At 62.7% G+C, this 22,840-nt stretch carries 18 protein-coding genes and 2 pseudogenes; 8 read left to right on the top strand and 12 right to left on the bottom strand.

Annotated features, from left to right (window positions below; translation table 11 throughout):
* Positions 1–72: 72 nt before the first annotated feature.
* Complete coding sequence (locus AC1D1N_RS12355) at positions 73–630, top strand: sugar O-acetyltransferase (RefSeq protein WP_477348756.1); 558 nt, start codon at positions 73–75, stop codon at positions 628–630.
* A gap of 18 nt (positions 631–648) precedes the next feature.
* Here AC1D1N_RS12355 and AC1D1N_RS12350 read toward each other — a convergent pair whose 3' ends face one another.
* The gene (locus AC1D1N_RS12350) at positions 649–1,638 is read right to left on the bottom strand and encodes a helix-turn-helix domain-containing protein (RefSeq protein ID WP_436261103.1); all 990 of its coding nucleotides are present in this window, start codon (positions 1,636–1,638) and stop codon (positions 649–651) included.
* Positions 1,639–1,765: 127 nt separating this feature from the next.
* On the opposite strand from AC1D1N_RS12350, the pseudogene AC1D1N_RS12345 reads away from it, so the two are divergent.
* Positions 1,766–2,302: pseudogene (locus AC1D1N_RS12345) on the top strand (isochorismatase family protein); the annotation flags it as partial.
* Between the two features lie 158 nt (positions 2,303–2,460).
* On the opposite strand, the gene AC1D1N_RS12340 reads toward AC1D1N_RS12345, so the two are convergent.
* The 10 genes and pseudogenes from AC1D1N_RS12340 to AC1D1N_RS12295 form a co-directional block, all read right to left on the bottom strand.
* Positions 2,461–4,140, bottom strand: a complete 1,680-nt coding sequence (locus tag AC1D1N_RS12340) for a formate--tetrahydrofolate ligase (RefSeq protein ID WP_112561126.1) — start codon at positions 4,138–4,140, stop codon at positions 2,461–2,463.
* A 312-nt stretch (positions 4,141–4,452) separates the two neighbouring features.
* Positions 4,453–5,577 (bottom strand): DUF2333 family protein, encoded by a 1,125-nt coding sequence (locus tag AC1D1N_RS12335; protein ID WP_112561125.1) that lies wholly within the window; start codon positions 5,575–5,577, stop codon positions 4,453–4,455.
* 14 nt (positions 5,578–5,591) lie between these two features.
* Positions 5,592–6,896 carry a DUF6638 family protein gene (locus tag AC1D1N_RS12330; protein WP_477348754.1) on the bottom strand — a complete coding sequence of 435 codons (1,305 nt, stop codon included), beginning with the start codon at positions 6,894–6,896 and terminating at the stop codon, positions 5,592–5,594.
* A gap of 109 nt (positions 6,897–7,005) precedes the next feature.
* Positions 7,006–7,421, bottom strand: a pseudogene (locus AC1D1N_RS12325) (endonuclease domain-containing protein).
* Between the two features lie 101 nt (positions 7,422–7,522).
* Positions 7,523–9,433: an AAA family ATPase gene (locus tag AC1D1N_RS12320; protein ID WP_477348752.1), complete on the bottom strand. Its 1,911-nt coding sequence runs from the start codon at positions 9,431–9,433 to the stop codon at positions 7,523–7,525.
* A gap of 24 nt (positions 9,434–9,457) precedes the next feature.
* Positions 9,458–10,603 (bottom strand): hypothetical protein, encoded by a 1,146-nt coding sequence (locus AC1D1N_RS12315; protein ID WP_436261098.1) that lies wholly within the window; start codon positions 10,601–10,603, stop codon positions 9,458–9,460.
* Between the two features lie 28 nt (positions 10,604–10,631).
* Positions 10,632–11,720, bottom strand: a complete 1,089-nt coding sequence (locus tag AC1D1N_RS12310) for a hypothetical protein (RefSeq protein ID WP_112561187.1) — start codon at positions 11,718–11,720, stop codon at positions 10,632–10,634.
* 311 nt (positions 11,721–12,031) lie between these two features.
* The gene (locus AC1D1N_RS12305) at positions 12,032–12,415 is read right to left on the bottom strand and encodes a c-type cytochrome (protein ID WP_436261097.1); all 384 of its coding nucleotides are present in this window, start codon (positions 12,413–12,415) and stop codon (positions 12,032–12,034) included.
* An 88-nt stretch (positions 12,416–12,503) separates the two neighbouring features.
* Positions 12,504–13,688: a glycosyltransferase gene (locus AC1D1N_RS12300; protein ID WP_477348749.1), complete on the bottom strand. Its 1,185-nt coding sequence runs from the start codon at positions 13,686–13,688 to the stop codon at positions 12,504–12,506.
* A 14-nt stretch (positions 13,689–13,702) separates the two neighbouring features.
* Positions 13,703–14,314: a thymidine kinase gene (locus AC1D1N_RS12295; protein WP_477348747.1), complete on the bottom strand. Its 612-nt coding sequence runs from the start codon at positions 14,312–14,314 to the stop codon at positions 13,703–13,705.
* 237 nt (positions 14,315–14,551) lie between these two features.
* Between AC1D1N_RS12295 and AC1D1N_RS12290 the strand changes: the two genes are divergently transcribed.
* From AC1D1N_RS12290 to AC1D1N_RS12275, 4 genes are all read left to right on the top strand, one after another.
* Entirely contained in the window at positions 14,552–15,487 is a 936-nt protein-coding gene (locus AC1D1N_RS12290) for a choline ABC transporter substrate-binding protein (protein ID WP_477348745.1), read from the top strand.
* A gap of 137 nt (positions 15,488–15,624) precedes the next feature.
* The gene (choW, locus tag AC1D1N_RS12285; RefSeq protein WP_352556372.1) at positions 15,625–16,479 is read left to right on the top strand and encodes a choline ABC transporter permease subunit; all 855 of its coding nucleotides are present in this window, start codon (positions 15,625–15,627) and stop codon (positions 16,477–16,479) included.
* Positions 16,476–17,657 carry a choline ABC transporter ATP-binding protein gene (gene choV, locus AC1D1N_RS12280; protein WP_436261093.1) on the top strand — a complete coding sequence of 394 codons (1,182 nt, stop codon included), beginning with the start codon at positions 16,476–16,478 and terminating at the stop codon, positions 17,655–17,657. Before choW ends, choV begins: the two co-directional genes overlap by 4 nt.
* Positions 17,658–17,673: 16 nt before the next feature.
* Complete coding sequence (locus AC1D1N_RS12275; RefSeq protein WP_436261092.1) at positions 17,674–17,964, top strand: hypothetical protein; 291 nt, start codon at positions 17,674–17,676, stop codon at positions 17,962–17,964.
* Positions 17,965–18,003: 39 nt separating this feature from the next.
* Here AC1D1N_RS12275 and AC1D1N_RS12270 read toward each other — a convergent pair whose 3' ends face one another.
* The gene (locus tag AC1D1N_RS12270; protein ID WP_436261091.1) at positions 18,004–20,034 is read right to left on the bottom strand and encodes a transcriptional regulator; all 2,031 of its coding nucleotides are present in this window, start codon (positions 20,032–20,034) and stop codon (positions 18,004–18,006) included.
* 201 nt (positions 20,035–20,235) lie between these two features.
* Here AC1D1N_RS12270 and AC1D1N_RS12265 point away from each other — a divergent pair, with 201 nt between their 5' ends.
* Together AC1D1N_RS12265 and AC1D1N_RS12260 are read left to right on the top strand one after the other, a co-directional pair.
* Positions 20,236–21,321: a PLP-dependent cysteine synthase family protein gene (locus AC1D1N_RS12265; protein ID WP_477348742.1), complete on the top strand. Its 1,086-nt coding sequence runs from the start codon at positions 20,236–20,238 to the stop codon at positions 21,319–21,321.
* A 19-nt stretch (positions 21,322–21,340) separates the two neighbouring features.
* Complete coding sequence (locus AC1D1N_RS12260) at positions 21,341–22,828, top strand: pyridoxal phosphate-dependent decarboxylase family protein (protein ID WP_477348740.1); 1,488 nt, start codon at positions 21,341–21,343, stop codon at positions 22,826–22,828.
* The last annotated feature ends 12 nt before the right edge of the window (positions 22,829–22,840 follow it).

Below are 22,840 nucleotides of genomic sequence, written 5' to 3'. Positions count from 1 at the left end.
GGCATTTGGACAGCGGGGTTTTCCCAGGCGGAGGATTGTGCTTTGGCAGGAGATCAGATTGGAGGCGTGGCCATGTCCGCAAGCGAACGCACGAAGATGATTGCAGGCGAGTGGTACACCTGCATCGACGACGAGTTGGAAGCGCTGCGGGTGATCGCGCGCGATGCTGTGTTCGAGCACAATTCACTGCCGCCCCGGCAGCGCGGCAATATCAGTCCAGCCTTGTTGGCGCTTCTTGGCAATGCTGGCGAGGGCGCCCGCATCGAGGTGCCGTTCCATTGCGCCTACGGTTTCAATACCCATCTCGGCGCAGGCGCGTTTCTCAATGCCGGCTGCACCATCCTCGATACCGCGCCGGTGCGTATCGGCAACCGGACACTGCTTGGGCCCAATGTGCAGATCTACTGCGCCGAGCACCACAAGGAGGCATCGGGGCGGCAGGCGGGGCTGGAGATCGCCAGGCCGGTCACCATTGGCAATGACGCCTGGATCGGCGGCAGCGCCATCATCCTCGGCGGCATCAGCATCGGCGATGGCGCCATTGTCGGCGCCGGCGCGGTGGTGACGCGCGATGTGCCTGACAACACCACCGTGGTCGGAAACCCGGCGCGGGCGGTCAAACGCGGCTGAATACGCGTCCGCCGATGATCAATGAGACAGGGCGGACATCGCCTGCTCGCCGGTTCGCCTGGAGAATTCGCGCCGGTACTGCGCCGGCGAGGTCCGCAGTCGTGCGGCAAAATGCTGGCGCAGCGAGGTGGCGCTGCCGAAGCCGGCCTCGAAAGCCACCATGTCCATCGATTTCTCGGTCGCCTCTAGCAGCCGTTGCGCCAGTTCGATGCGCTGGCCGGCCAGCCACTCGCCAAAGCTGGTGCCCATCGATTTCTGGAAACGGCGGGTGAAGGTGCGCCGGGTCAGGCCGGCGGCCTCAGCGACGCGGTCGAGGCTGTGCGTTTGCCCCAGCGTTGCCCGCACGGTGTCGAGCGCCTGGGTGAACCGATCGGCGGTCGGGGTTTTTGCCAGCGGGCGCTCGATGAACTGGGCCTGCCCACCCTGCCGGTGCGGCGACAGTACGATGTGCCTGGCCAGCCGCAGCGCTACCTCCGCACCATAGCGGGCGCGCACTATGTGCAGGCAGCAATCGAGGCCGGCGGCGACACCGGCCGAGGTGACGATGTCGCCATCGTCGACATAGAGCACGTCGGCGTCGACTTCGATGTCGGGATGCAGCGCCTGCAGCCGATCGGTGGAGGACCAATGCGTGGCCGCCCGTCGGCCGGCAAGCAGCCCGGCGGCGGCGATGGCGAAGGTGCCGAGACAGAGGCCAACGATCAGTGCGCCGCGTCGGTTCGCGCGCGCAAGCGCTTCGAGGAGCGGGGTGGGAAGCGGGGCGTCGAGATCTTTCCAGCTCGGAATGATGACGATGTCGGCATCGTCGAACGCGGAGAGCCTATGCGGCACCGCGATCGTCAGCCCGGCATCGGTGTGGATTGGCCCATTGTCGAGCGCGCAGACGCGAAAGTCGAAACGCGGCAGGCCGAGTTTGGTGCGGTCGGTGCCAAACACCACGCACGGTACGGAGAGGTGGAAGGGGCTGATGCCGTCAAAGGCGAGAACGGCAATGATTGGATCAGTCATGGGCGTTTCCGGCAAGTGAGATCGGATTGTCCCAATTCTTTCGAATGATGTCAATCGGGCCACTTTTGGCAGCCGGGCGATCCGCCTATTTTCGGCCCGTCCCAGTCAAGCCCGAAAGGAAAACACCATGTCCGCCAACACCACACCGCGCCGCGCACTCATCGTCATCGATGTCCAGAATGACTATGACGGCGGCAATCTCGCCATCCAGCATCCGCCGTTCCACGACAGCGTCGTCAATGTGGCGCGCGCCATGGACGCTGCCGCTGCCGCCGGCGTGAAGGTGGTGGTCGTCAAGCAGATGGCGCCGGAGACGTCGCCAATCTTCGCCAAGGGCAGCCATGGCGGCGAATTGCATTCCGAGATCGCCAGGCGCAACCGCGACCACTATGTCGAAAAGTCGCTGCCCAGCGCATTTGCCGGCACCGACCTTGAGCCGTGGCTGCGCACCAACGCCATCGATACGATCACGGTGGTCGGCTACATGACGCATAATTGCGATCTGTCGACCATCATCCACGCCGTGCATGTCGGCTTTGCGGTCGAGTTCCTGTCCGACGCCACCGGCTCGCTGCCTTACGCCAACAGCGCCGGTTACGCCTCGGCCGAGGAGATCCACCGGGTGGTGATGGTCATCCTGCAGTCGCGCTTCGCGGCCGTGCTCGACACCGCCGAATGGATCGATGGCCTGAAGACCGGCGTCCTGCCCAAGCGCGACACGATCTACGCCTCCAACCACTGGCGCGCAACGCGGCGTAGCCTCTGGAAACAAAAAAGGCGCCGCATCGCTGCGGCGCCTTTTAGTGTCGAGACTACAAGATCTCAGAACAGGCCTTCGATCTGGCCGGCTTCGTTGAGGAAGATCTTCTCCGAAGACGGCGCCTTGGGCAGGCCCGGCATGGTCATGACCTCGCCGCAGATGACGACGACGAAGCCGGCGCCCGCCGACAGCCTGACCTCGCGCACCGGCACGGTGTGGCCGGTCGGCGCGCCGCGCAGGTTCGGGTCGGTCGAGAAGGAATATTGGGTCTTGGCCATGCAGACCGGCAGGTGGCCGTAGCCGGCCTGCTCCCAGGCATGCAGCTGGTCGCGCACCGACTTGTCGGCGATCGCCTCGTCGCCGCGATAGATGCGCTGGACGATGGTGTTGATCTTCTCGAACAGCGGCATGGCGTCGGGATAGAGCGGCGCGAACTGCGAGGCGCCGGATTCGGCGATCTCGACGACCTTGCGCGCCAGCTCCTCAATGCCGGCAGAGCCATTGGCCCAATGCTTGCACAGGATCGCCTCGGCGCCGAGCGAGGCGACGAAATCCTTCATCGCCTGGATTTCCACCTCGGTATCGGTGGTGAAATGGTTGATCGCCACGATCGCAGGCACGCCGAACTGCTTCACATTCTCGATGTGGCGGCCGAGATTGAGGCAGCCCTTCTTGACTGCCTCGATGTTTTCCTTGCCGAGGTCTTCCTTCTTGACGCCGCCATTCATCTTCATGGCGCGCACGGTGGCGACGATGACGGCCGCGGCCGGCTTCAGGCCTGCCTTGCGGCACTTGATGTCGAAGAACTTTTCCGCACCGAGGTCGGCGCCGAAGCCGGCTTCGGTGACGACATAGTCGGCAAGCTTCAGCGCGGTTGTGGTGGCGACGACCGAGTTGCAGCCATGCGCGATGTTGGCGAACGGGCCGCCATGGACGAAGGCCGGGTTGTTTTCCAGCGTCTGCACCAGGTTGGGCTGCATGGCGTCCTTCAAGAGCACCGCCATGGCGCCGTCGGCCTTGAGGTCGCGGGCGTAGACCGGCGTCTTGTCGCGGCGGTAGGCGACTATGATGTCGCCGAGACGCTTTTCCAGGTCCTTGAGGTCGGTGGACAGGCACAGGATCGCCATGACTTCCGAGGCGACGGTGATGTCGAAGCCGCCTTCGCGCGGAAAGCCGTTGGCGACGCCGCCGAGCGAACAGATCATCTCGCGCAGCGCCCGGTCGTTCATGTCCATGACGCGACGCCAGACGACGCGGCGGGTGTCAATGCCGAGCTCGTTGCCCCAGTAGATGTGGTTGTCGATCAGCGCCGAGAGCAGATTGTGCGCCGTGGTGATGGCGTGGAAGTCGCCGGTGAAGTGGAGGTTCATGTCCTCCATCGGCACGACCTGCGCATAGCCGCCGCCGGCCGCACCGCCCTTGACGCCGAAATTCGGGCCGAGCGACGCCTCGCGAATGCAGACGATCGCCTTCTTGCCAATGCGGTTCAATCCATCGCCGAGGCCGACCGTGGTGGTCGTTTTGCCTTCGCCGGCCGGCGTCGGGTTGATGGCGGTGACCAGAATCAGCCTGCCGTCCTTGTTGCCCTTTACCGACTTTATGAACTCTGCCGAGATTTTCGCCTTGTCGTGGCCGTAGGGCAAAAGGTGCTCGGTCGGGATCCCGATCTTCTTGCCGATCTCCTGGATCTGCTTTTTCTTGGCGCCGCGCGCGATCTCGATGTCGGACTTCACTTCGGCCATGACGGCTTTCCTTCGGATTGAACGGTGGAGGGGACGGGTTTGATCTCACTCGCAGGCATGTTGGATCCGGGCGCGGGCATGTTCTAACCCTGTCGCTGCCGCGGCGTCAACTTGCATGCAACTATGTTTCCTGTGAAGAAAGTGTCTCCGCGGCCGGGCCGACCTGCCGTCGGTTCTTCCTGGCTCCGTTGCCGCGCCGTATAGAAGCCAGAGGACGCGTCGTTCCGCCGTCTCAAAACAGCCGCTCAATGCACGGAATGCGACAGAGGCGACGGCGCAAATTCGCCATCGCTGCTTGCGTTGCGATAAGGGCTACTGGGTCAGAACGTTACTGATCTCGACCATGTTGGAACGCACGCGAAGGACGTAGAAGCCCATCGTCGTGAGGTGCGTCGGCATGATCCAGCCGTCCTCGCGGCCATTGGCGATGATGAAGGGCTGGATGCGCAGCGCCGAGACGAATTGCGAATCCATCGTGTCCCACAGATTGCCGAGATGCTTTTCCTTGATCACATCCTCGAAGTCGGCCTGGGCGCCCTTCATCAGGCCGTAATAGGCATAGAGCTGGCCATAGGCGAACCAGAAGCGGTCGTCGGCGCGGAAGTCGAACCAGCCATTGTTGTGGTTTTCGGCACGCTCCTTGAGGATTGCCGAGGTCGAGCCGATGTCGGAGGAGATGCGGTCTATATACTGCTTCAGATTGTCGGCACGGGCGTCGAACGTCGCCTGGCAGGTGGCCAGGCGGGCGTTGAAGGAGCGCAGCTTGTTGACGGCATCGCGATAATAGCTCGGCGTCGGCGTCTTCGGTCCGAACGGGTTCAGGCCGAAATACCAGGTTTCCTCATCGAACTGCAGATTGCCGCGCGCATCCTGCAGATCGGCGTCGATCTGCGATGTCGTACGCACGCGGCCGAGATTGTCGGCAAGCTCGGTGGCGGTGCGCCGCACCGCCTGGTTGATGCCGCGCTGGAACGAGGCCTTGTTGTCCATAAACGGCGTGTGATCCCAGTCGACGCCGAACAGGCCGAGCTTGTAGAGGATCATCGACGAGACCCAGGCATTCTGGTTGACGTTGAAATCGGTGAGGTCGGCCGCGACCTGGGCGATGCCCGAATTGCCACAGGTCTTGGCGGTCTCGGTGCCGGCGCCGGCCGCGACCTGTTCGCCGGCGGAAATGTTGCGGTTCTCGAAGGTGTATTTGTCGACGTAGTTGGGGTCGAACTTGTTCCACCACTGGGTGGCATAGAAGAAGTTGGCGTAGAGGCCGATCAACACCAGCAAAGCCAGGCCGACCACCGCCTTCAGGATCCAGCCGCGCTGCGTATACCAGCGCCCGGCCCACAGGAACGGCCACAGGATCGCACCGATGACCAGGCCGATGCCGCGGCCGATCCATTGGAAAATCCGGGTGAAGAAGTTCACAATCGGATCGAGCATGGCGATGTCACCTCTCAGTCAGTCAGGCCGTAGAGGCGCGTTCGAAACGCCACCTTGTCCTTCAAATATGTGGTTTTCAGAACGTCCACAACATGCGATCGCCAGGCGTCGCTGTAGCCGTCATAGTCCTTGTAGAAGCCGGGCTTGTTGAAGACGTAGCGCGAGACGAAGTCCTGCGGTACGAAATCCGAGATCAGCTGGTTGGTCAGCCAGGCATCGGGATGATCGGGCTTGCCGCGCACGACCAGGAAGCGCTGGCGCGGCGCGACATCCTCGATCTTGAGATGGCCGAGCTGGGCGATTTCGCGCTTGGCGGCGTTGAGGAAGGGAAAATTGCCGTCGCTGGTGATGAGATCAGCATGGCCGTGGATCCAGGTCTGCAGCCAGACCTTGTCGACATCGGTCAAATTGCGGTTCGGTTCGGTGTCACGGATCAGCGAGCGCACAACCATCTCGGCGCGATGCTCGAGGTAGCCCGAGCTTTCGACCCATGACGCCCGCGGCAGTTCGATGCGGCCGGTGCTGGCCAGGAATTTGAACACCTTGTCGGCATCGTTGATTGAGAGGTAGCTGACCTGCCAGGGCCGCGACCGGCGGAAGCCGGGTGCGGCCGGGTCGCCGATGACGGTGGTCATGTCAGGGTCGACGAAAACGTAGAGCCCGCCGAAATGGCTGGTCCAGTAGGCGTTGTGGCGGAAGATCACCTGGTCGGGCACCAGCGCATTTTCGCGGATATCGCCGCAGACCTTGGCCAGCTCCACCATGCGGTTGAGCGTGGCGCTATCGCGCCAGGCGTCCGGCTCCTGCTTCAACCGGTCGACAAGCTTGCCGAGCTCGGCGGCCTTGCCCAGCACGTCCTCGGCCGACAGCACCTTGAACTCGACCTGGCTGATCGACAGCAGATCCTCGATGTCGTTGACCACGGGGACGGAATCCTCGATCTCGCCGTAGATGACGTCCTTGATGGTCAGCGCATCGATGGCGCGCTGGTTCTTGGACATGAACTCGAACATCAGCTGCGAGGTGTTGGAGAAGGCGGTGTGCACCACCGGCAGGTCGATCTGCGACGGCGTCAGGATGATGAAGCGGCGGTTGACCTCATTGGGATCGAGATAATCGTAGTCGCCGCATTCCTCGGCCACCTCGGGCGAGAAGCCGGTGCGGTCGATCTGGAAACTCTTTAGTGTGGTCGGCTTCAACCCGAAGGCAACAAGCGCCTTGTTGTAGCGCTGGATGAGGTGCGACTCATCGACGGCGAGCAGGCGGCCGTAGATCAGCTCGTTGTCGCGCAGCAGGTCGGGTTTTTTGGCGGGGGTCATGCAGAACGTTCCGAGGGGCGTTGCCTGTTATGGCGAAGCGCCAACGTTGACGCCCCCCTCTCCCCGTTCTTCACGGGGAGAGGGTAAGGGTGAGGGGCAGCGCTAACGGTCAAGGACATGTCTCCCCATAGCCTTTGGCGGCAATAAATCGAAGATCATTCGTCTGGATGTGGCGATCGAGGCGCTGTTCGATAGCTGCCAGTATGGTCTCAAGCACCGCGTCGCGTTCTTTCAATACGTCGACGTTCCAAAAGCGGAGCACAGACCAATCATTTGAAACCATGAATTGATCACGGGCCTGATCGTAGTTGTTCCCGGCGTGTTGACTCCCATCCACTTCGACAACCAGTTGGCATTCTCTGCTGGCAAAATCAGCAAAGTAGCTGCCTATCGGAAACTGTCGCACGAATTTGTGGCCGTTCAGTCTGCGGTCTCGCAACTCCATCAAAGAGCACCTTCGGCGTCGTTGTCCGATTGACGCAGACGTCTTGCCCGTTTCGTTGTCGCGATCTCTGGTCCACGCATGCGCTGCCCCTCACCCTTACCCTCTCCCCGTGAAGGACGGGGAGAGGGGGGCGTCAGCGTTAGCGCCAAGCCTTTCGGCACCCGCGGGCTGCGAAGGAAGCTCACGCATTCCACAGCCCCTTCTTCTTCATCTCCTCCATCTCGCGCGCTGCACGTTCGCGCAGCCGCGCATCGCGGAGCAGCTTCTCGACCGCCGCATCGTCCGACTTGTCGGAATAGCGGAACTCGGAATCGGCGTAGCGGTTGATCTCCTGCATGACCATGTCCATCGAGAACGGTCCGCGCAGTTCCTCGATCATGGCTTTCTTCTCGTCATAGCCCTTGTGCATGAAGGCTTCCGGCTTCTCGAACCACTCGTCGGGAAGCTCAATGTCCATGGCGCGCATCTTGATGGCGTCGGTGACGTTCTTGATGGCGCGGCCGGTGAAGCGCGGCTCGGCGTCCTTGATCAGGTGCAGATAGGTGCCGATGTCGGCCATCGATTTCGGCGCGCCATTCTCCTTCATGTAGCGCTCATAGACCTTCATCAGCCCATCTTCCTGCGGCTTCTCATGCTCCTCATAGGCCTCGGTCACAGCACGCTGGATTTCCTGCGCGGCATAGAGCTTGTGGTCGCCGAGCGGGATCTTGTGGTTCTTGCCGGCAAGCAAAACGAAGATGTCGATATAGTCGTCGCGGCTCTGCGGGCCGTCGACCAGCCAGCGGGCGCCGGCGCGCTGGCGCAGGGCGTCGTCGACATTTTCGGGATAGTTGGAAAACATGCCGAACGAGCAATTGCCACGCACCACCGTGCCGGCACCGGCAAAGGCATCCATCAAGACGCCGGTGATTTCCTGCTGGCCGGCCGAGGCGCGGTCGTCGGAGCGCCGCGCCGCCACCTGGTCGATGTCGTCGACGGTGCCGAAACCGATGACGCGCGGGTTCAAGACATTGTTTATGAATTGGCGGCAGTTCTGGCCTGACTTGCCCTGGTAGGACGAAATCTGGTCGACGCCGAAATTCTCATAGGCGAAGGGATAGCCGGCGACCTGGCAATAGCCGTTGACCAGGCCCGCGATCATCTGGATCAGCGTCGTCTTGCCGGTGCCCGGCGCACCGTCGCCGATGAAGGTGAAGAGGAAGCCGCCGAGTTCGACGAACGGATTCAGCTCGCGCTCGAAATCATAGGCCATCAGCATCTTGGCGAGCTTGACCGACTGGTATTTGGCGATGTGGTTGCCGACGACCTCTTCCGGCTTCTTGAAAGTCATCACCAGCGGCTTGGAGCGCTTGCCCGGCGCGACGTCGAAGCCGTCCAGGGTGAAATCGTCAGCGTCGATGCGGATATGAGCGTCCTCGAACGGGCCGATCCCATCGAAGCGGCCTTTGCGGGCCAAGAGCCCGTCAATGGCGACGCGGGCGAAGGCGCGCGCCCGGGTGGTCAAATCGCCATCGTCCTTGGAGCCGGCAATCGCCTTGTCGAGACCGGCGACAATCGACTTCACCGCATCCTGCGGCGTGTCGAACAGGAAGTCCGGCTCGGGGATATCGTTGGGCGCCTCGCCGTCGCTGTCGATCAGCTGGAACAGATAGGAGGCAAGACTGAAGGCTGAAACGTAAGCCGAGGCTGACAGAAGCTTCTTGAAGGTGGCGGCTTCGTCGCCTTCCAGCGGCGCGCGTGTGTTCTTGGCCTGCAGGCTTTCAAGATCGGAGCCCTCGGCGAAGACATCGGAAATGGCGAGCGAAATCGCCAGGCCGCGCCGGGCGCGAAACAACAGCGTGTGCTGCGGGATGCTCATCAGCTGGTCGTCGGGGTGGATGGCAGCGACGGTTTTGGTCAGTTCGACCTCCCGCGTGCGCCGCACCGAACCGACGGAAACGGTCGAGACGAAGCGGCGATTGGTGCCCGCAAGCGCGGTACCGGATTCGCGCGAAGGGTCTTCCAGCACGACGACGCGGGTGATGAAGCTCTGCGCCGTGGCGCGGTGCTTTTCGATCGCGGCTTCCGGGATGGTAGTCAGGCCGGTGTCCATGAAGGATGCTCCGTGGTGTGACGGTCAGACGTCTGAGATGACCTGCCCGTTGGACAGGATGTGAACCTTGTAGCCGGAAAAGATCTTCTGCGCCTCGCCGGCGGCGTAGAGAGCCTGGTAGGCTTCATGCGGGATCAGCGCGTGGTTCTCGTAGCTCGACACGCCCTGGCGCGCGGCTTCGAGATCGTCGGTGTTGATGAAGAATTCCTGCGTCGTCTTCTCGCTGGAAAACAGGCCCTTGCGGCCGGGTCTCTCGCCCTTGGAATAGACCTCCTGGATGGTCCAGGTGAGCAGCCAGGCATTTTCGGGCTTGCGCACCTTGGCCAGCACCTCGGTCACCGTCGAATTGTTGTCGGTAATCCCTGCGGAATAAAAGGGGCCAAGCACGACGCGGCGCAACTGTTTGGGGTGCAGTGGCTCGAAATCCTTGTCGAGATTGACCGCAATCGTCGCCGGCGACAGCGTGTAGGCGGAATTCTTTTCGGTGAAGTCGTCGAAGCGATGGGCAAGCTCGGGGTTGAGCAGGCCATCGACGGGCAGCGGGATGTCGACCTGTTCGTTGAGCTTGCCGTTACTGTCGACAAGCTGGCGGATCATGGCTTCGGAGGAATCCTCCACCGTCACCATGTAGACCAGCGGCAGGTTGGCGCTGCCGTCGAATGTCGCCCAGTGGACGAGGTAATAGGGCCGGAAGGTCTTTGGATTGACCGAGACCTTGGCCGTCTGCGCCAGTGAGAACGGGCCGAAGGTCTGCTCGCTCTTGACGTCTTCGAGATAGAGCCGCTCGGCCATCGACTTCTGCAGCGCCTCGGGGAACTCCTTGTGGCGCAGAATGAAGTCGGCCATTTCCTCGCGCAACTCGCCGGCAAGCGGGATGTTGGCCAGCCGCGCGTCGGCCTGGCGGCGGTCGTTTTCCAGCTCGAGCAGGTTCTGGAAGACGGGATAGCCGCTGTCGGCGCGCGAAATGCGGAACGTGTCCATGAAGCCGAGACGGTTGCGCCAGCAGGAGAACGATTTGTCCAGCCGGGCAATGTATTCGGCGACGATCTTGGCAACGATACCGTGCCGGTAAAGCGGCGAGCGGTCGTCGCGCATGAACACTTCAAGGCCACTGAGTGCGGCCGTGATGGCGGAAAAATAGCGCGCCGCCGCTTCGTTTTCGGGAGTCATGCCGGGTGTGCTCGCGTGCAGCCGCTCCTTACGACTGCACGTAGTTGGCCGAATTGTGCTTCTTCATCACGTCGTCGAAACGGCGGGCGAAGGCATCGTCGGCAAGCTTCTTGCGGCGCTGGATGTCGGCGCTGGCGACCATGTTCTTCTCGTGCATTTCGAGGAGATCGCCAATGTGCTTTTGCGAGGCGGCGCCAATGCCGGCCATCGTCTCTTCTGCGGTGTTGTCGACCTGGCTGCCCAGCGTGTTGATCTTGTGGGCGACGTCCTGCTGCGCGGCAGTCTTCAGCGAATCTTCCAGGGCCTTGTAAAGCACGATGCGCTGTTCGGTATCGATGGTCAGCTTGTTGATCAGCGTCGACTGCGCCGCAATCTGGTTGTTGAGCGAATCGACGAAGGTCTGGAACATCGAGGTGTAGCGTTCCAGCGTCTGGCTCTCGGCCAGCAATTCCTGCTCCTTGGCTTGCTTTTCATTGTATTCGGTGGCCAGTTTCGAGCGCTCGCCCTCAAGCTGCGTGCGCTCCTTCTGGCTGGTCGAGGCAGCGATCTTGTTCTCGATGTCGAGCAGCAGCGGGTTGACCTCCTCGATGCGTTTCTGCACCGCTTCGAGGTTGGTCATTGTCACCTTGCGGCGCTCGATCACCTGCGACAGGCTGTTTTCGGAGGTTTTGTAGCGCTGGTCGAGGACCTCTTTCTGCGCCTTCAGGATGCCGACGATGGTGTCGGATTTGACCAGAAGCTCCTGCAGATTGCCGGCCAGCGACATGTTGCGAACACGGTCGGTGCGCATGCGCTGCTTGCGTTGCGCCGAGAAGACGCCGACGAAGCTTTCCCAGCCGGTGTAGTTCTTCATGCTCTCGAATTCGGCGCCGAAGACGTTGGTGGCGTCTTCCAGCCCGATGATCAGGTCGGCGATGTTGCCTTCCATCACCTTCTGCTGTTTCAGCACATCCTCGATGCGGGCATTCTCGATGTCGAAATTGGCGTCGCCGATCTTTTTGTCAGCGGTGGCCAAAGTATCAAGCACGGTGCCGGACTGCTCGATCTTGGTGCGCATGTCCTGCACAACCTGCCTGGTCTTGGCAATTTCGGCATCAAAATTCTGCAATGTCGCCATAGGGGCCTCCCGCTTCGGCTTCCGGTCGCTGGCTGCGAACAGCGGCGAATATATGTGGGGCATCCGGGGATTGAAAGACGCAAGACAAGACCCGCCCCGAAAACAAAAAAATCCGTCATCGTCTTGAAAGTCAATGAAGGCGGGGTCATGGCGTGAATAACCAGCCGGCCAGGCATTGTTCAACTGTCATTGAACTTTGACGCCGGCAAAGCAGTCGATCTAATGTGCCGGAATTCGATAGAGAACTCAACCGGTTGCAGGCGCGAGGCAGCTGGAGAAAGCCATCACCGTCACGCAGCACATCCAGTCGTTCAGGGCTTCGAATCGGCCTTCAGATAAGCGATGACGTTGGCAATGTCCTCGTCGCTGGTCAGGCCGGAGAAGGCCATCTTATTGCCGGGTACTTTCAGCTTGGGGGCGCTGAGATAGGCCTTGAGATTGGCTTCGTCCCAGACGAGGCCGGCGGCGCCGGCATCCTTCATGGCCTGCGAATAGTTGAAATTCTCGGCTGTGCCGGCTGTACGGCCGACGATACCAAGGAGATGCGGGCCGATCTTGTCGCGGTCGGTTGCCGCCTCGTGACAAGCCATGCATCTGAAGAAAACCTTCTTGCCCAGCGCAGCATCGCCGTCGGCTTGCGCGGCCGCGATACCGGCTAAGTAAATGACAAGTGCTGACGAAATGGCTCTAAGCATGGCGGTCCCCGGCTGGCTCTGGCTGCGGGCAAAATAGGCCGCAGGGCCTTAACAAACGCCGCATGGTGGCTGGATTGCAAGGCGGGTCTTATCCCGTTCGGTGGAGCGGCATTTCCGCGATTGCCTGCCGGATCGCTTTTTCAATTGCTGCCGATGAATGGTTGTCGCGCACGAAGGTGCGGCCGCTCTCCGCCATCTCGCCCGCCGCTTGCGGGCGTTTCGCGAGATCGACGATTTTCGACGCGAGTTCGCCGGCATCGCCGCCTGACAGGAAATGCCTGTCCGCCTGCAGGCCGAGCCCTTCGACGGCTTTTTCGGTAGCGGCGACGACCAGGCCCGCCGCCATCGCCTCAAGCACCTTGATGCGGGTTCCGCCGCCGAAGCGCAGCGGGATCGGCGCATAGCCGGCACGACCAAGCAATTCCGGCAGATGCGGTGGGTTCTCGATCAACTGCAGACCATGCTTGGCGCATAAACCACGCACGACGTCGCGCGGGTTCCTGCCGGCGACGGTGATCGACCATGGCCGGCCGGAGGCGGCGAGGCGCGGCACCATCCCGCGGCCGATCTGCTTGACGGCGTCGATGTTGGGGAAATAGCCGAGATGGCCGATGAAGCACAGGCTGAGTTCACGGTACCGCTCGGCACCAATCGGCAGGGAAAGCACAGTCTCGTCTGGAATGGGGTTGGCGATGAGCCTGACGTCGCCGACGGGGCCGAGTGCGGACAGCAGCGCCCCGTCAGTCCGCGAGCAGACCCAGACCTGATCGGCCATGGCAGCCGCACGCCTGTCGGCGTCGCGCGCCTCTGCCCTCTTGCGCCTGTTTTGGCGCCAGCCTCGAATTTGCTGCCACAGTGTCAGGCCGGCGATCCGGTCGGCGACCGTCCGGGAATCGATGTTGTGCTGGTCAAGAACGGTGCGTGCGCGATGCTTCGGCGCCAGCGTCAGCAGCTGCGACAGTGGGATCTCCTCGATCACCACGAGATCGGGCGAGAATTCTCTCCAGATCGCGTCGGCTTCAGCCAGTTCGTCGTCCGGCATCATATGCACGGTCGGGTGAGGGCTGCGCCTGCCCCAGAGACCTCTGCCGCGCGCCGCCTCGATGATCCGGTGACGGATATTCGGCGGTGGAGAAGGCGCCGGGGCGCCAGTTAGGCTTACCGTCAGAACCTCGCCCATCGATGCCAAGGCGCGCGCATTCGCGGCGTTCCTGATCTCGGCGCCGGATACCGGCGGAAACGGGCAATCGACTGTGAACTGGAGAATTCTCATGTTGCCCCGGCCGTTCAGCCTCTGGTGAAGCCGATGAAGTCGTCGGGCGCGGCGCGGCCCATTTCCTCTTCCCAATGGCGGCGGCAGAGCGAGACATAGACGTCCTTGCCGATCGCTACCTGTTCGCCCTGTCGTGCCACCTTGCCATCGGGGCCGAGGCGCACGACCATCGTCGCCTTGCGGCCACAGCGGCAGATGGTGCGCACTTCGCGCAGATCGTCGGCAATGGCGAGAAGCGCGCGCGAACCCGAAAACAGATTGCCCTGGAAATCCGTGCGCAGGCCGTAGCACATGACCGGGATGTTCAGCCGGTCGGCGATACGGGCAAGCTGCCAGACCTGCTCCTCCTCGAGGAACTGCGCCTCGTCGACGAAGATGCAATGCACGGTCGTGTGTTCATGATGCTCGGCGACGGGGGCGTAGAGATCGTCGCCATCGCGGAACATCTCGGCCTCGGTCTCCAGGCCGATGCGCGACGAGATCAGCCCGGTATCGCCCTTGCGATAGTGGCCGGCGACGAACAGCATCGTCGTCATGCCGCGTTCGCGATAATTGTAGGACGCCTGCAGCAGCATCGTCGTCTTGCCGGCGTTCATCGTCGCATAGTGGAAGTAAAGCTTGGCCATGCCGTCCTTTTAAGCCGAGTTGTCCTGCCGCGGGGAGGGGGCACCGCAGCATTTCACTGGAAAAGCCGTCTGCCATCGAAAAAGCGGCAGGCGTGTCGCTGATTGGCCAGCCCGCGCCGTTGATCGTGATTGCCTTAGCGCTTGAAACCACACCAGAATGGTGTTTGGCTGACGAAACAAGGCGGGCAAAGAAACCGTAACTACGCTTCGCCAAAGAATCACAATGGGAGACTATCAATGTCGCGTATGAACACCTTCGTCGCCGGCCTCGGTCTGGTGACTTTCCTGTCCACGAGCGCAGCCCTTGCCGGCGATCCGGAGAGCTGCAAGGCGGTGCGCCTTTCCGATGTCGGTTGGACCGACATCCAGGCCACGACCGGCGTCGCTTCGGTGCTGCTCACCGCGCTCGGCTATGAGCCGCAGACGATCCAGCTTTCGGTGCCGGTAACCATGGCGTCGCTGAAGAACAAGGATCTCGACGTCTTCCTCGGCAACTGGATGCCGTCGATGACCAACGACATCAAGGACTATACCGCCGACGGTTCGGTCGAGACGATCAGCACCAACCTGACCGGCGCCGGCTACGGCATCGTCGTGCCGACCTATGTCGCCGATGCCGGCGTCAAGTCGCTGACCGACATCGGCAAGTTCAAGGACAAGTTCAACGGCAAGATCTATGGCATCGAGGCCGGCAATGACGGCAACCGCATCATCCTCGACATGATCAAGAACCCGAAGGACAATCTCGAAGGCTTCGAACTGGTCGAATCCTCGGAAGCCGGCATGCTGACGCAGGCCGAACAGTCGATGAAGAACAACGAGTGGATCGCCTTCCTCGGCTGGACGCCGCATCCGGTGATGGGCGCCATGAAGATCACCTATCTCGACGGCATGGGCGACAGCGGCTTCGGCGCCGCCACCGTCTACACCAATGTGCGCAAGGGCTACACCACCGAATGCCCGAATGCCGGTAAGTTCATCGCCAACCTGAAGTTCAATCTCGACATGGAAGGCGAGATGATGGACGCGATCCTGAAAGGCGGCGACGCCAACACGGTCGCAGCCGACTGGCTGAAGAAGCACCCTGACGCGGTTGCGCCGTGGATTGCCGGCGTCACCACCTTCGATGGCGGCGATGCGGCCGCAGCGGTCAAGACCGCGCTCGGAAGCTGAGCCGACTGAATTCGGCAAAGCCGAACCAGGAAGGGCAGCCAATCTAGAAAAGGCTGCCCTTTTTCATATCCTGTGAGAAGATGACGTAACGACAGCAGAGGCCGGGGGCAGGCGGTCTCGCGCATGAGAGGGGCGATATGGATCCGATTTCGAAATTCATGGTCGATCACAAGATACCGATCGGCGCCTGGGGAAAGGCCTTCTTCGGTTTCCTCACCGACAATTTCGACACTGTGTTCAGGGCTTTTTCGAACGGCCTCAATTTTCTGCTCGACGGACTGGTCGACATCCTGCTGGTGGTGCCGCCGGTGCTGCTGGCGCTGGTCATTGCCATCATTGCCTGGCTGCTGCAGCGCTCGCGGCCGCTGGCCATCGGCGTGTTCCTCGGCCTGATCTTCATCATCAACCAGAACCTCTGGAAGCAGACGGTGCAGACGCTGGTGCTGGTCGTGGCCGCCGCCGCCATGGCGATGGCCATCGGCGTGCCGCTCGGCATCTGGGCCGCGCACAAGCCGAAGGTCTACCGCGTCATGCTGCCGGTGCTCGACCTGATGCAGACGCTGCCGACCTTCGTTTACCTGATCCCGGTCTTGACCCTCTTCGGCCTTGGCAATGCGCCTGGCCTCATCGTCACCATCATCTTCGTCATCCCGACCGCGGTGCGGCTCACCCATCTCGGCGTCGTCTCGGTGCCGAAGTCGATCATCGAGGCGGGTGAGGCGTTTGGCGCCACCAAGCAGCAGCTGCTGTGGAAGGTCGAACTGCCGTCGGCGCTGCCGACCATCATGGCTGGCCTGACGCAGTCGATCATGCTGTCGCTGTCGATGGTGGTGTTCGCAGCGCTGATCGGCGCCGGCGGCCTCGGTACCGAAATCAACCGCGCGCTCGGCTCGCGCCGCATCGACCTCGGCCTCGAGGCCGGTTTGGCGATTGTCGTGCTCGCCATCGTGCTCGACCGAATGACGCGTATCGGCGTTGGAGGCAAGAAATGACCGTCGCCGTTGACTTCAAGAATGTCGATATCGTCTTCGGGTCCGATCAGGCCGGTTCGCTGGCACTGATCGACGGCGGCGCCACGCGCGCCGAAATCCTCGAAAAAACCGGCAATGTGCTGGGTTGCGCCGGCGCCAGCCTGACCGTGCACGAGGGCGAGATCTCGGTGCTGATGGGCCTGTCCGGCTCAGGCAAGTCGACGCTGCTCCGGGCCGTCAACCGGCTCAACGTGGTGTCGCGCGGCCAGGTGCTAGTCAAGGACGGCGACAACATCGTCGATGTCGTGACCTGCGATCAGGCGACGTTGCGGCGGCTGCGCCAGAAGCAGGTGGCGATGGTGTTCCAGCAGTTCGGCCTGCTGCCATGGCGTACGGTCGAGGAAAACGTCGGCCTCGGCCTCGAACTCGCCGGCGTGCCGGACGCAGAACGCAAGGAGCGCGTGCACAAGCAACTCAAGCTAGTCAATCTCGACCAGTGGTCGAAAAAATACGCGCATGAACTGTCCGGCGGCATGCAGCAGCGCGTCGGCCTGGCGCGCGCCTTTGCCACCGAGGCGCCGATCCTGCTGATGGACGAGCCGTTCTCGGCGCTCGATCCGCTGATCCGCACCAAGCTGCAGGACGAATTGCTGCAGCTGCAGGCGGAGCTGAAGAAGACCATCATCTTCGTCAGCCACGATCTCGAAGAGGCGCTGAAGATCGGCAGCCACATCACCATCATGGAAGGCGGCCGCATCGTGCAGACCGGCGCGCCGGAAGACATCGTGCTGCGGCCCGCCAACGACTATGTCCGCGACTTCATCGCCAACGTGAACCCACTCTCGGTGCTGACCGCCTGGAACGTCATGCGCGACCGGCGCGATCTCGAGCACGGCGACAACGGCTGGGTGTGGCTCGACCGGCGCAAGACGACGCGCTTCAAGATCGACGAGCACGGCCTGGTGGCGGCGGCTGAACGCGACGGCAAGCCGGCAGTGTGGGTGTCGTGCGTCGATGTCGAGGCCCAGCCGGAGGAGACGGCGCAGGTATTCTGGGCCACTCCGGGCACCTCGCTGAAGACAGTGATGCTGGCCATGCACCGCTCGCAGACGGCACCGGTGGCGCTGTTCGACGACCAGTCACGCTTTGTCGGCGCCATCGGCATACGCGATGTGCTGAGCGCGGTGCTGCGGCGCTAGGCCGGCAACGTCACCGATGAAACGGATTTTGACCTGGCTGTCGATGCCGCGGGCGGCGCAAGCGGCGCTCGGTTTGCTGATCGTGATTGCGATCCGCTCGAACCTGGAGTTCTTCCGCCTCGGGGGGACGACCGCATCGCCGCCGGGCAATGAGGAAGTCTTTTACATCGAAGGCTCGCTTGCTGCATCCATCGCCGCGCTTGTTGTTCTTGCCTTGCATGCGTTCGGGCAACATCGCTGGGCAACGCTGTTCGCGGCAATTGTCATCATCGCCTTGCTGGCCTGGAAGATTGTTGCCGTTCCCTGACAGGCTGATACGGCGGCCAAGGCAGGCTGCTTTGCAGGTTCAGCTAAGCCCGATGCGCTTGGCGCCGAGCTTGTAGAGGGCAGTGGCATCCGGGTCGAAGCGGAAGGTGCCGATGAAGTCGTCGGTGCTGTAGTCCGGAAGCGTCTTGCGGATGGCGGCGGCGAAGGTTTTGGCCTCGTCGAGCCGTCCGGCCAGCGCCAGGCAATGGGCGGCGATCGACAGGATAATGACATGGGCGTTGGGGCGGGCCGCGGCCTTGAGCGCCCAATGCGCCGCATCATCGAACTGGCCGAGGCGGACATGCGCCATGGCGCGTGCACCCAGCATGCCGAACAGCAACGGATCGAACGGCGACAGATGGCGCGAGTGATCCGACGACCCGATCGCGGCTTGCGGGTCGCCCGACTGCGACTGCACGAAGGAAAGCGCATAGTGGCCAAGCGCGAAATTGGGGCTGAGATCGACAGCTCTTTCCAGCTCGACAAGCGACGCGTTGCCTTCGCCGCGCAGCCACAGCGCCCGGCCCATAGCCCAGTGCGCGGCCGGATTGTGATCGTCGACCAACAGGCTCTGGCCGGCCGCTTCGTAGGCGAGCGCGCTGTCCTGGTCGCGGTTGCCCCAGCGCTGGAAGGCGCTCTGCCAATGGGTGAAGGACAGGCCGGCATAGGCGCGGGCGAAGGTCGGATCCTGCTGCACGGCTATATCGAAGAAATGCCGGGCGAGGTCGTTTTCGCTGCGGGTGAAGCGATACATGTGCCAGAGGCCCCGGTGGTAGGCCTCCCAGGCATTGAGTGAATTGGGCGCCTTCAGCATGGCGCGGTTGCGCTCGACCGTCTCGATCTCGGATGAGATGGAGGCCACGATGCTGTTGCCGATATCGTCGAGGATCGCGAAGAGGTCGTCGGGCCTGCGCTCGAAGGTCTCGGCCCAGACGATCCTGGCCGTGCGCACCTCGACAAGCTCGACGGTGACGATCAGGCGGCCTGTCACGCTGCGCACCGTACCGGTGGCGACATAGTCGACATTCAGCCGGCGACCGGCATCTTCCGGCGCGATGTTTTTCTCGGCCAGCGCGAAGGCCGAGCCACGGGCGATGACGAAGAAATCCCTGAGCTTGGCCAGGCGGGTGATGATGTCGTGGGTAAAGCCGTCGGCCAACCCGCCGCGAATGCCGCTGCCGGCGTCTTCGGCGAACGGCATCACGGCAAGCGAGGCCTTGTGCGGTGTCGAGGGCTCGGCACCGGCAAGCATGATCGGCGCCTGTTTCGCAGCCGGCACCGTTGCCGGCTGTGCCGGCAAAGTCGCGCAGTGACGTTCCGCGCGAATGGCCAGCCACGCTTGGCGCACCGGGCCGAAATCCAGCTCTTCCGACTGAAACAGCTGCGCTGCTGCTGCCAGATGGTCCTCGCAGGCGCCGAACTGGCCGCGCCGCGCCAGCCTGGCTAGAAGCGCGATGTGGGCGCAGCTGTCGAACGGGGTCAATTCCAGCCATTTTTCGAGATGGGAGGAGACGTCTTCGGACTCGGCCGGCAGCGTCTTGACCAGATGTTCCAGTATGGCTGCGTGGCAGGATCCGAAACGACGGCGCTGCGCGGTCAGCCAGCTGTTGAAGAGCGGGCTGCGGTCGATCTCCAGCCCCTCCAGGAAATTACCGGCGAAGAGCTTCGACAGCGCCTGCAGTCGCTCGGGGTCGAGCGTTTCGATGCCTGCGGCAGTCGCCGCAGCGACATCCAGCACGTCGACCAAAATGCCGTCGAGATCAAGCGCGATCGTATCATCAGCGGTTTCGATCCTGCGGCGCCCTGGCTCGTCGAGAGCAGCCCTCAATTTGCTGAGGCACCAGCGCAGCTCGCCTCTGGGATCATTTGGAACATCCCACAGCAATTCGCACAGCTTGCCACGCCCGACCGGGTGGGGCGCTAGCACCAGATAGGCCAGCAGCGCGCGCAACTTGCGCGATGCCGGCAGGACCACCGGGACGCCGTCGCGCGCAATCGCCGGCGGCCCAAACAGGCGCACGCTAAGACCTTGACGGCTGCTCTCCACGCTCGATTCCACGTCGGATACCACGCCTTCTCCCACGCTGGCCCGCCGGCCCCTGCTTTATCACCGAACACGACAAAGTGCACCCGGCTTGCAAATTTGCGCGCCGGATGTGGGGTTTACCACATTGCGGCACGTCAAAGACCTGTAGTGCGGCAAGGTGTCGAAATCTCGCCGCCCAAACCGCCGGTGTGTAACCGGTCCGTGAGCAAAACCAGGAGTTCATCCATGTTGCATCAGCAGAAAATCAGAACCACGGCCGGCCGCGGCCGCCTGTTCGACAGCATTCTCGACACGGTCGGTGACACGCCGGTCATCCGCGTCAACAATCTCGGCCCGGCGCACGCCACCATCTACGTCAAGGCAGAGTTCTTCAATCCGGCGTCATCGGTGAAGGACCGGCTGGCGCTCAACATCATCGAGGAAGGCGAGCGCACCGGCGCGCTCAAGCCAGGACAGACCATCGTCGAGGCGACCAGCGGCAACACCGGCATCGGCCTTGCCATGGTTTGCGCGCAGAAGGGCTATCCGCTGGTGGTGACGATGGCCGACAGTTTTTCGGTCGAGCGCCGCAAGCTGATGCGCATGCTGGGCGCCAAGGTGGTGCTGACGCCACGCGCCGAAAAAGGCTTCGGCATGTACAAGAAGGCGGTGGAACTGGCCGAAGCCAATGGCTGGTTTCTGGCCCGCCAGTTCGAAACCAAGGCCAATGCCGACATTCATGAAGCCACCACGGGACGTGAGATCATCAACGATTTCGCCGGTTCGCGGCTCGACTATTTTGTCACCGGCTATGGCACCGGCGGCACTGTTGCCGGCGTGGCGCGGGTGCTGCGCCGCGAGCGGCCCGAGACCAAGATCGTGCTGACCGAGCCCGCCAACGCACAGCTTGTCGGCAGCGGCAAGCCGCAGGTGCGTGGCGCAGGCGGCGCGCCGGCTGCCAGCCATCCGGCCTTCGAGCCGCACCCGATCCAGGGCTGGACGCCGGACTTCATCCCGAACGTCCTGCAGGAAGCGATCGATGGCAACTTCTATGACGAGGTGATGCCGATCGCGGGGCCGGAGGGCATGAAATGGGCCAAGGCGCTGGCGCAGCAGGAGGGCATCTTCACTGGCATTTCCGGCGGCTCGGCTTTCGCCGTGGCGCGCCAGATCGCCGGTACGGCGCCTGCCGGTTCTGTGATCCTGTGCATGCTTCCCGATACCGGCGAACGCTATATGTCGACGCCGCTGTTCGATGGCATCGAGGCCGAGATGAATGCGGAAGAGCTTGCTCTTTCGCGCTCGACGCCCGGTTGCCAGTTCCCGGCATGATGGCGCGGGAGCAATCTGCATGGACGCGATGTCTGGACACTCGGCTACCAGCACCGAGGAAACGCTTGACCCCTCGGACTGGGCCGATGTGCAGGTCCTGTCGCATCGGATCGTTGACGATGCCGTCGCCTATTTGTGCGATGTCAGGCAACGGCCGGTGTGGCAGGAGATGCCTGGAGATGTGAGGGACTTCTTCACCGCGTCGCTGCCGCAATCGCCGACACCGCTTGCCGACATCTATGGCGATGTCGTCGACAAGGTGATGCCCTATCCGATGGGCAACATCCATCCGCGCTTCTGGTCCTGGTATATGGGGTCGAGCAATTTTACGGGCGCCCTCGGCGATTTCCTGGCGGCCATCCAGGGCTCCAATCTCGGCGGCGGCAACCATGCCGCCGCCCTGATGGACGGCCAGGTTGTCGACTGGTGCAAGCAGATGATGGGCATGCCGGCTTCGGCCAGCGGCACGCTGGTCAGCGGCGGCTCGATGGCCAACATCATCGGACTCACCGTGGCGCGCAACACCAAGGCCGGCATCGACGTGCGCGAGCATGGCGTTGCTGCCATCGAGAAGCCGTTGCGCTTCTATGGGTCGGACCAGATCCACTCCTGCCACCGCAAGGGGATGGAGGCACTCGGCCTCGGCAACAGGGCGTTGCGCCGGATTGCCAGCGACGCCAGCCTGCGCATCGATATCGCGGCTTTGCGGGCGGCGATTGCTGAGGATCGCGCGGCCGGGTTCAAGCCGGCCTGCATCATCGGCAATGCCGGCACGGTGAACACCGGCGCCATCGACGATCTGCAGGCGCTGGCCAAGCTGGCGCACGAGGAAGACATGTGGTTCCACGTCGACGGCTGCATCGGCGCGCTGATTGCGATTGCGCCTGAGAATGCGCATCGCGTCGCCGGCATCGAATGGGCCGATTCCATCGCGCTTGATCCGCACAAATGGCTGCATGCACCGTTCGAGGCGGGCTGTGCGCTGGTCAGGGATGCCTCGGCGCATCGCAAGACTTTCGCGGTGACGCCGGAATATCTGGAATCGACGCCGCGCGGCCTCGCTTCCGGGCAATGGCTGCACGATTACGGACTGCAGACGTCACGCGGCTTCAAGGCGCTCAAGGTGTGGATGGCGCTGCGGGAACATGGCGTCGAAAAGTTCGGCCGCCTGATCGACCAGAATATTGCGCAAGGGCATTATCTCGCGAACCTGATCGAGGCCGAACCGGCGCTTGAGCTGACAGCCCCAACCAGCATCAACATCGTCTGCTTCCGCTATCGCGCGGAAGGGCTCGATGGCGAACGCGCGAAAGCGCTCAACACCGAGATCATGCTGCGGCTGCAGGAAGAAGGCATCGCCGCCATTTCCGATACGACGGTGCAGGGCCGACATTGCCTCAGGGTGGCGATCAACAACCACCGGACCCGTCGCGAGGACCTCGACCTTCTGGTCGCCGAAACGGTCCGCATTGGAAAAGACATCGATGCTGCTGCGGCACCGGATTGAAGAGAGCGCGGC

It is taken from the genome of Mesorhizobium sp. P2_B5 (genome assembly GCF_056404775.1).
This window is presented reverse-complemented; position numbering and strand designations above follow the sequence as displayed.

Bases quoted from the DNA above. Each gene is read 5' to 3' on its own strand.
- AC1D1N_RS12355 (WP_477348756.1), top strand. From the start codon at position 73: ATGTCCGCAAGCGAACGCACGAAGATGATTGCAGGCGAGTGGTACACC.
- AC1D1N_RS12350 (WP_436261103.1), bottom strand. From the start codon at position 1,638: ATGACTGATCCAATCATTGCCGTTCTCGCCTTTGACGGCATCAGCCCC.
- AC1D1N_RS12340 (WP_112561126.1), bottom strand. From the start codon at position 4,140: ATGGCCGAAGTGAAGTCCGACATCGAGATCGCGCGCGGCGCCAAGAAA.
- AC1D1N_RS12335 (WP_112561125.1), bottom strand. From the start codon at position 5,577: ATGCTCGATCCGATTGTGAACTTCTTCACCCGGATTTTCCAATGGATC.
- AC1D1N_RS12330 (WP_477348754.1), bottom strand. From the start codon at position 6,896: ATGACCCCCGCCAAAAAACCCGACCTGCTGCGCGACAACGAGCTGATC.
- AC1D1N_RS12320 (WP_477348752.1), bottom strand. From the start codon at position 9,433: ATGGACACCGGCCTGACTACCATCCCGGAAGCCGCGATCGAAAAGCAC.
- AC1D1N_RS12315 (WP_436261098.1), bottom strand. From the start codon at position 10,603: ATGACTCCCGAAAACGAAGCGGCGGCGCGCTATTTTTCCGCCATCACG.
- AC1D1N_RS12310 (WP_112561187.1), bottom strand. From the start codon at position 11,720: ATGGCGACATTGCAGAATTTTGATGCCGAAATTGCCAAGACCAGGCAG.
- AC1D1N_RS12305 (WP_436261097.1), bottom strand. From the start codon at position 12,415: ATGCTTAGAGCCATTTCGTCAGCACTTGTCATTTACTTAGCCGGTATC.
- AC1D1N_RS12300 (WP_477348749.1), bottom strand. From the start codon at position 13,688: ATGAGAATTCTCCAGTTCACAGTCGATTGCCCGTTTCCGCCGGTATCC.
- AC1D1N_RS12295 (WP_477348747.1), bottom strand. From the start codon at position 14,314: ATGGCCAAGCTTTACTTCCACTATGCGACGATGAACGCCGGCAAGACG.
- AC1D1N_RS12290 (WP_477348745.1), top strand. From the start codon at position 14,552: ATGTCGCGTATGAACACCTTCGTCGCCGGCCTCGGTCTGGTGACTTTC.
- choW (WP_352556372.1), top strand. From the start codon at position 15,625: ATGGATCCGATTTCGAAATTCATGGTCGATCACAAGATACCGATCGGC.
- choV (WP_436261093.1), top strand. From the start codon at position 16,476: ATGACCGTCGCCGTTGACTTCAAGAATGTCGATATCGTCTTCGGGTCC.
- AC1D1N_RS12275 (WP_436261092.1), top strand. From the start codon at position 17,674: ATGAAACGGATTTTGACCTGGCTGTCGATGCCGCGGGCGGCGCAAGCG.
- AC1D1N_RS12265 (WP_477348742.1), top strand. From the start codon at position 20,236: ATGTTGCATCAGCAGAAAATCAGAACCACGGCCGGCCGCGGCCGCCTG.
- AC1D1N_RS12260 (WP_477348740.1), top strand. From the start codon at position 21,341: ATGGACGCGATGTCTGGACACTCGGCTACCAGCACCGAGGAAACGCTT.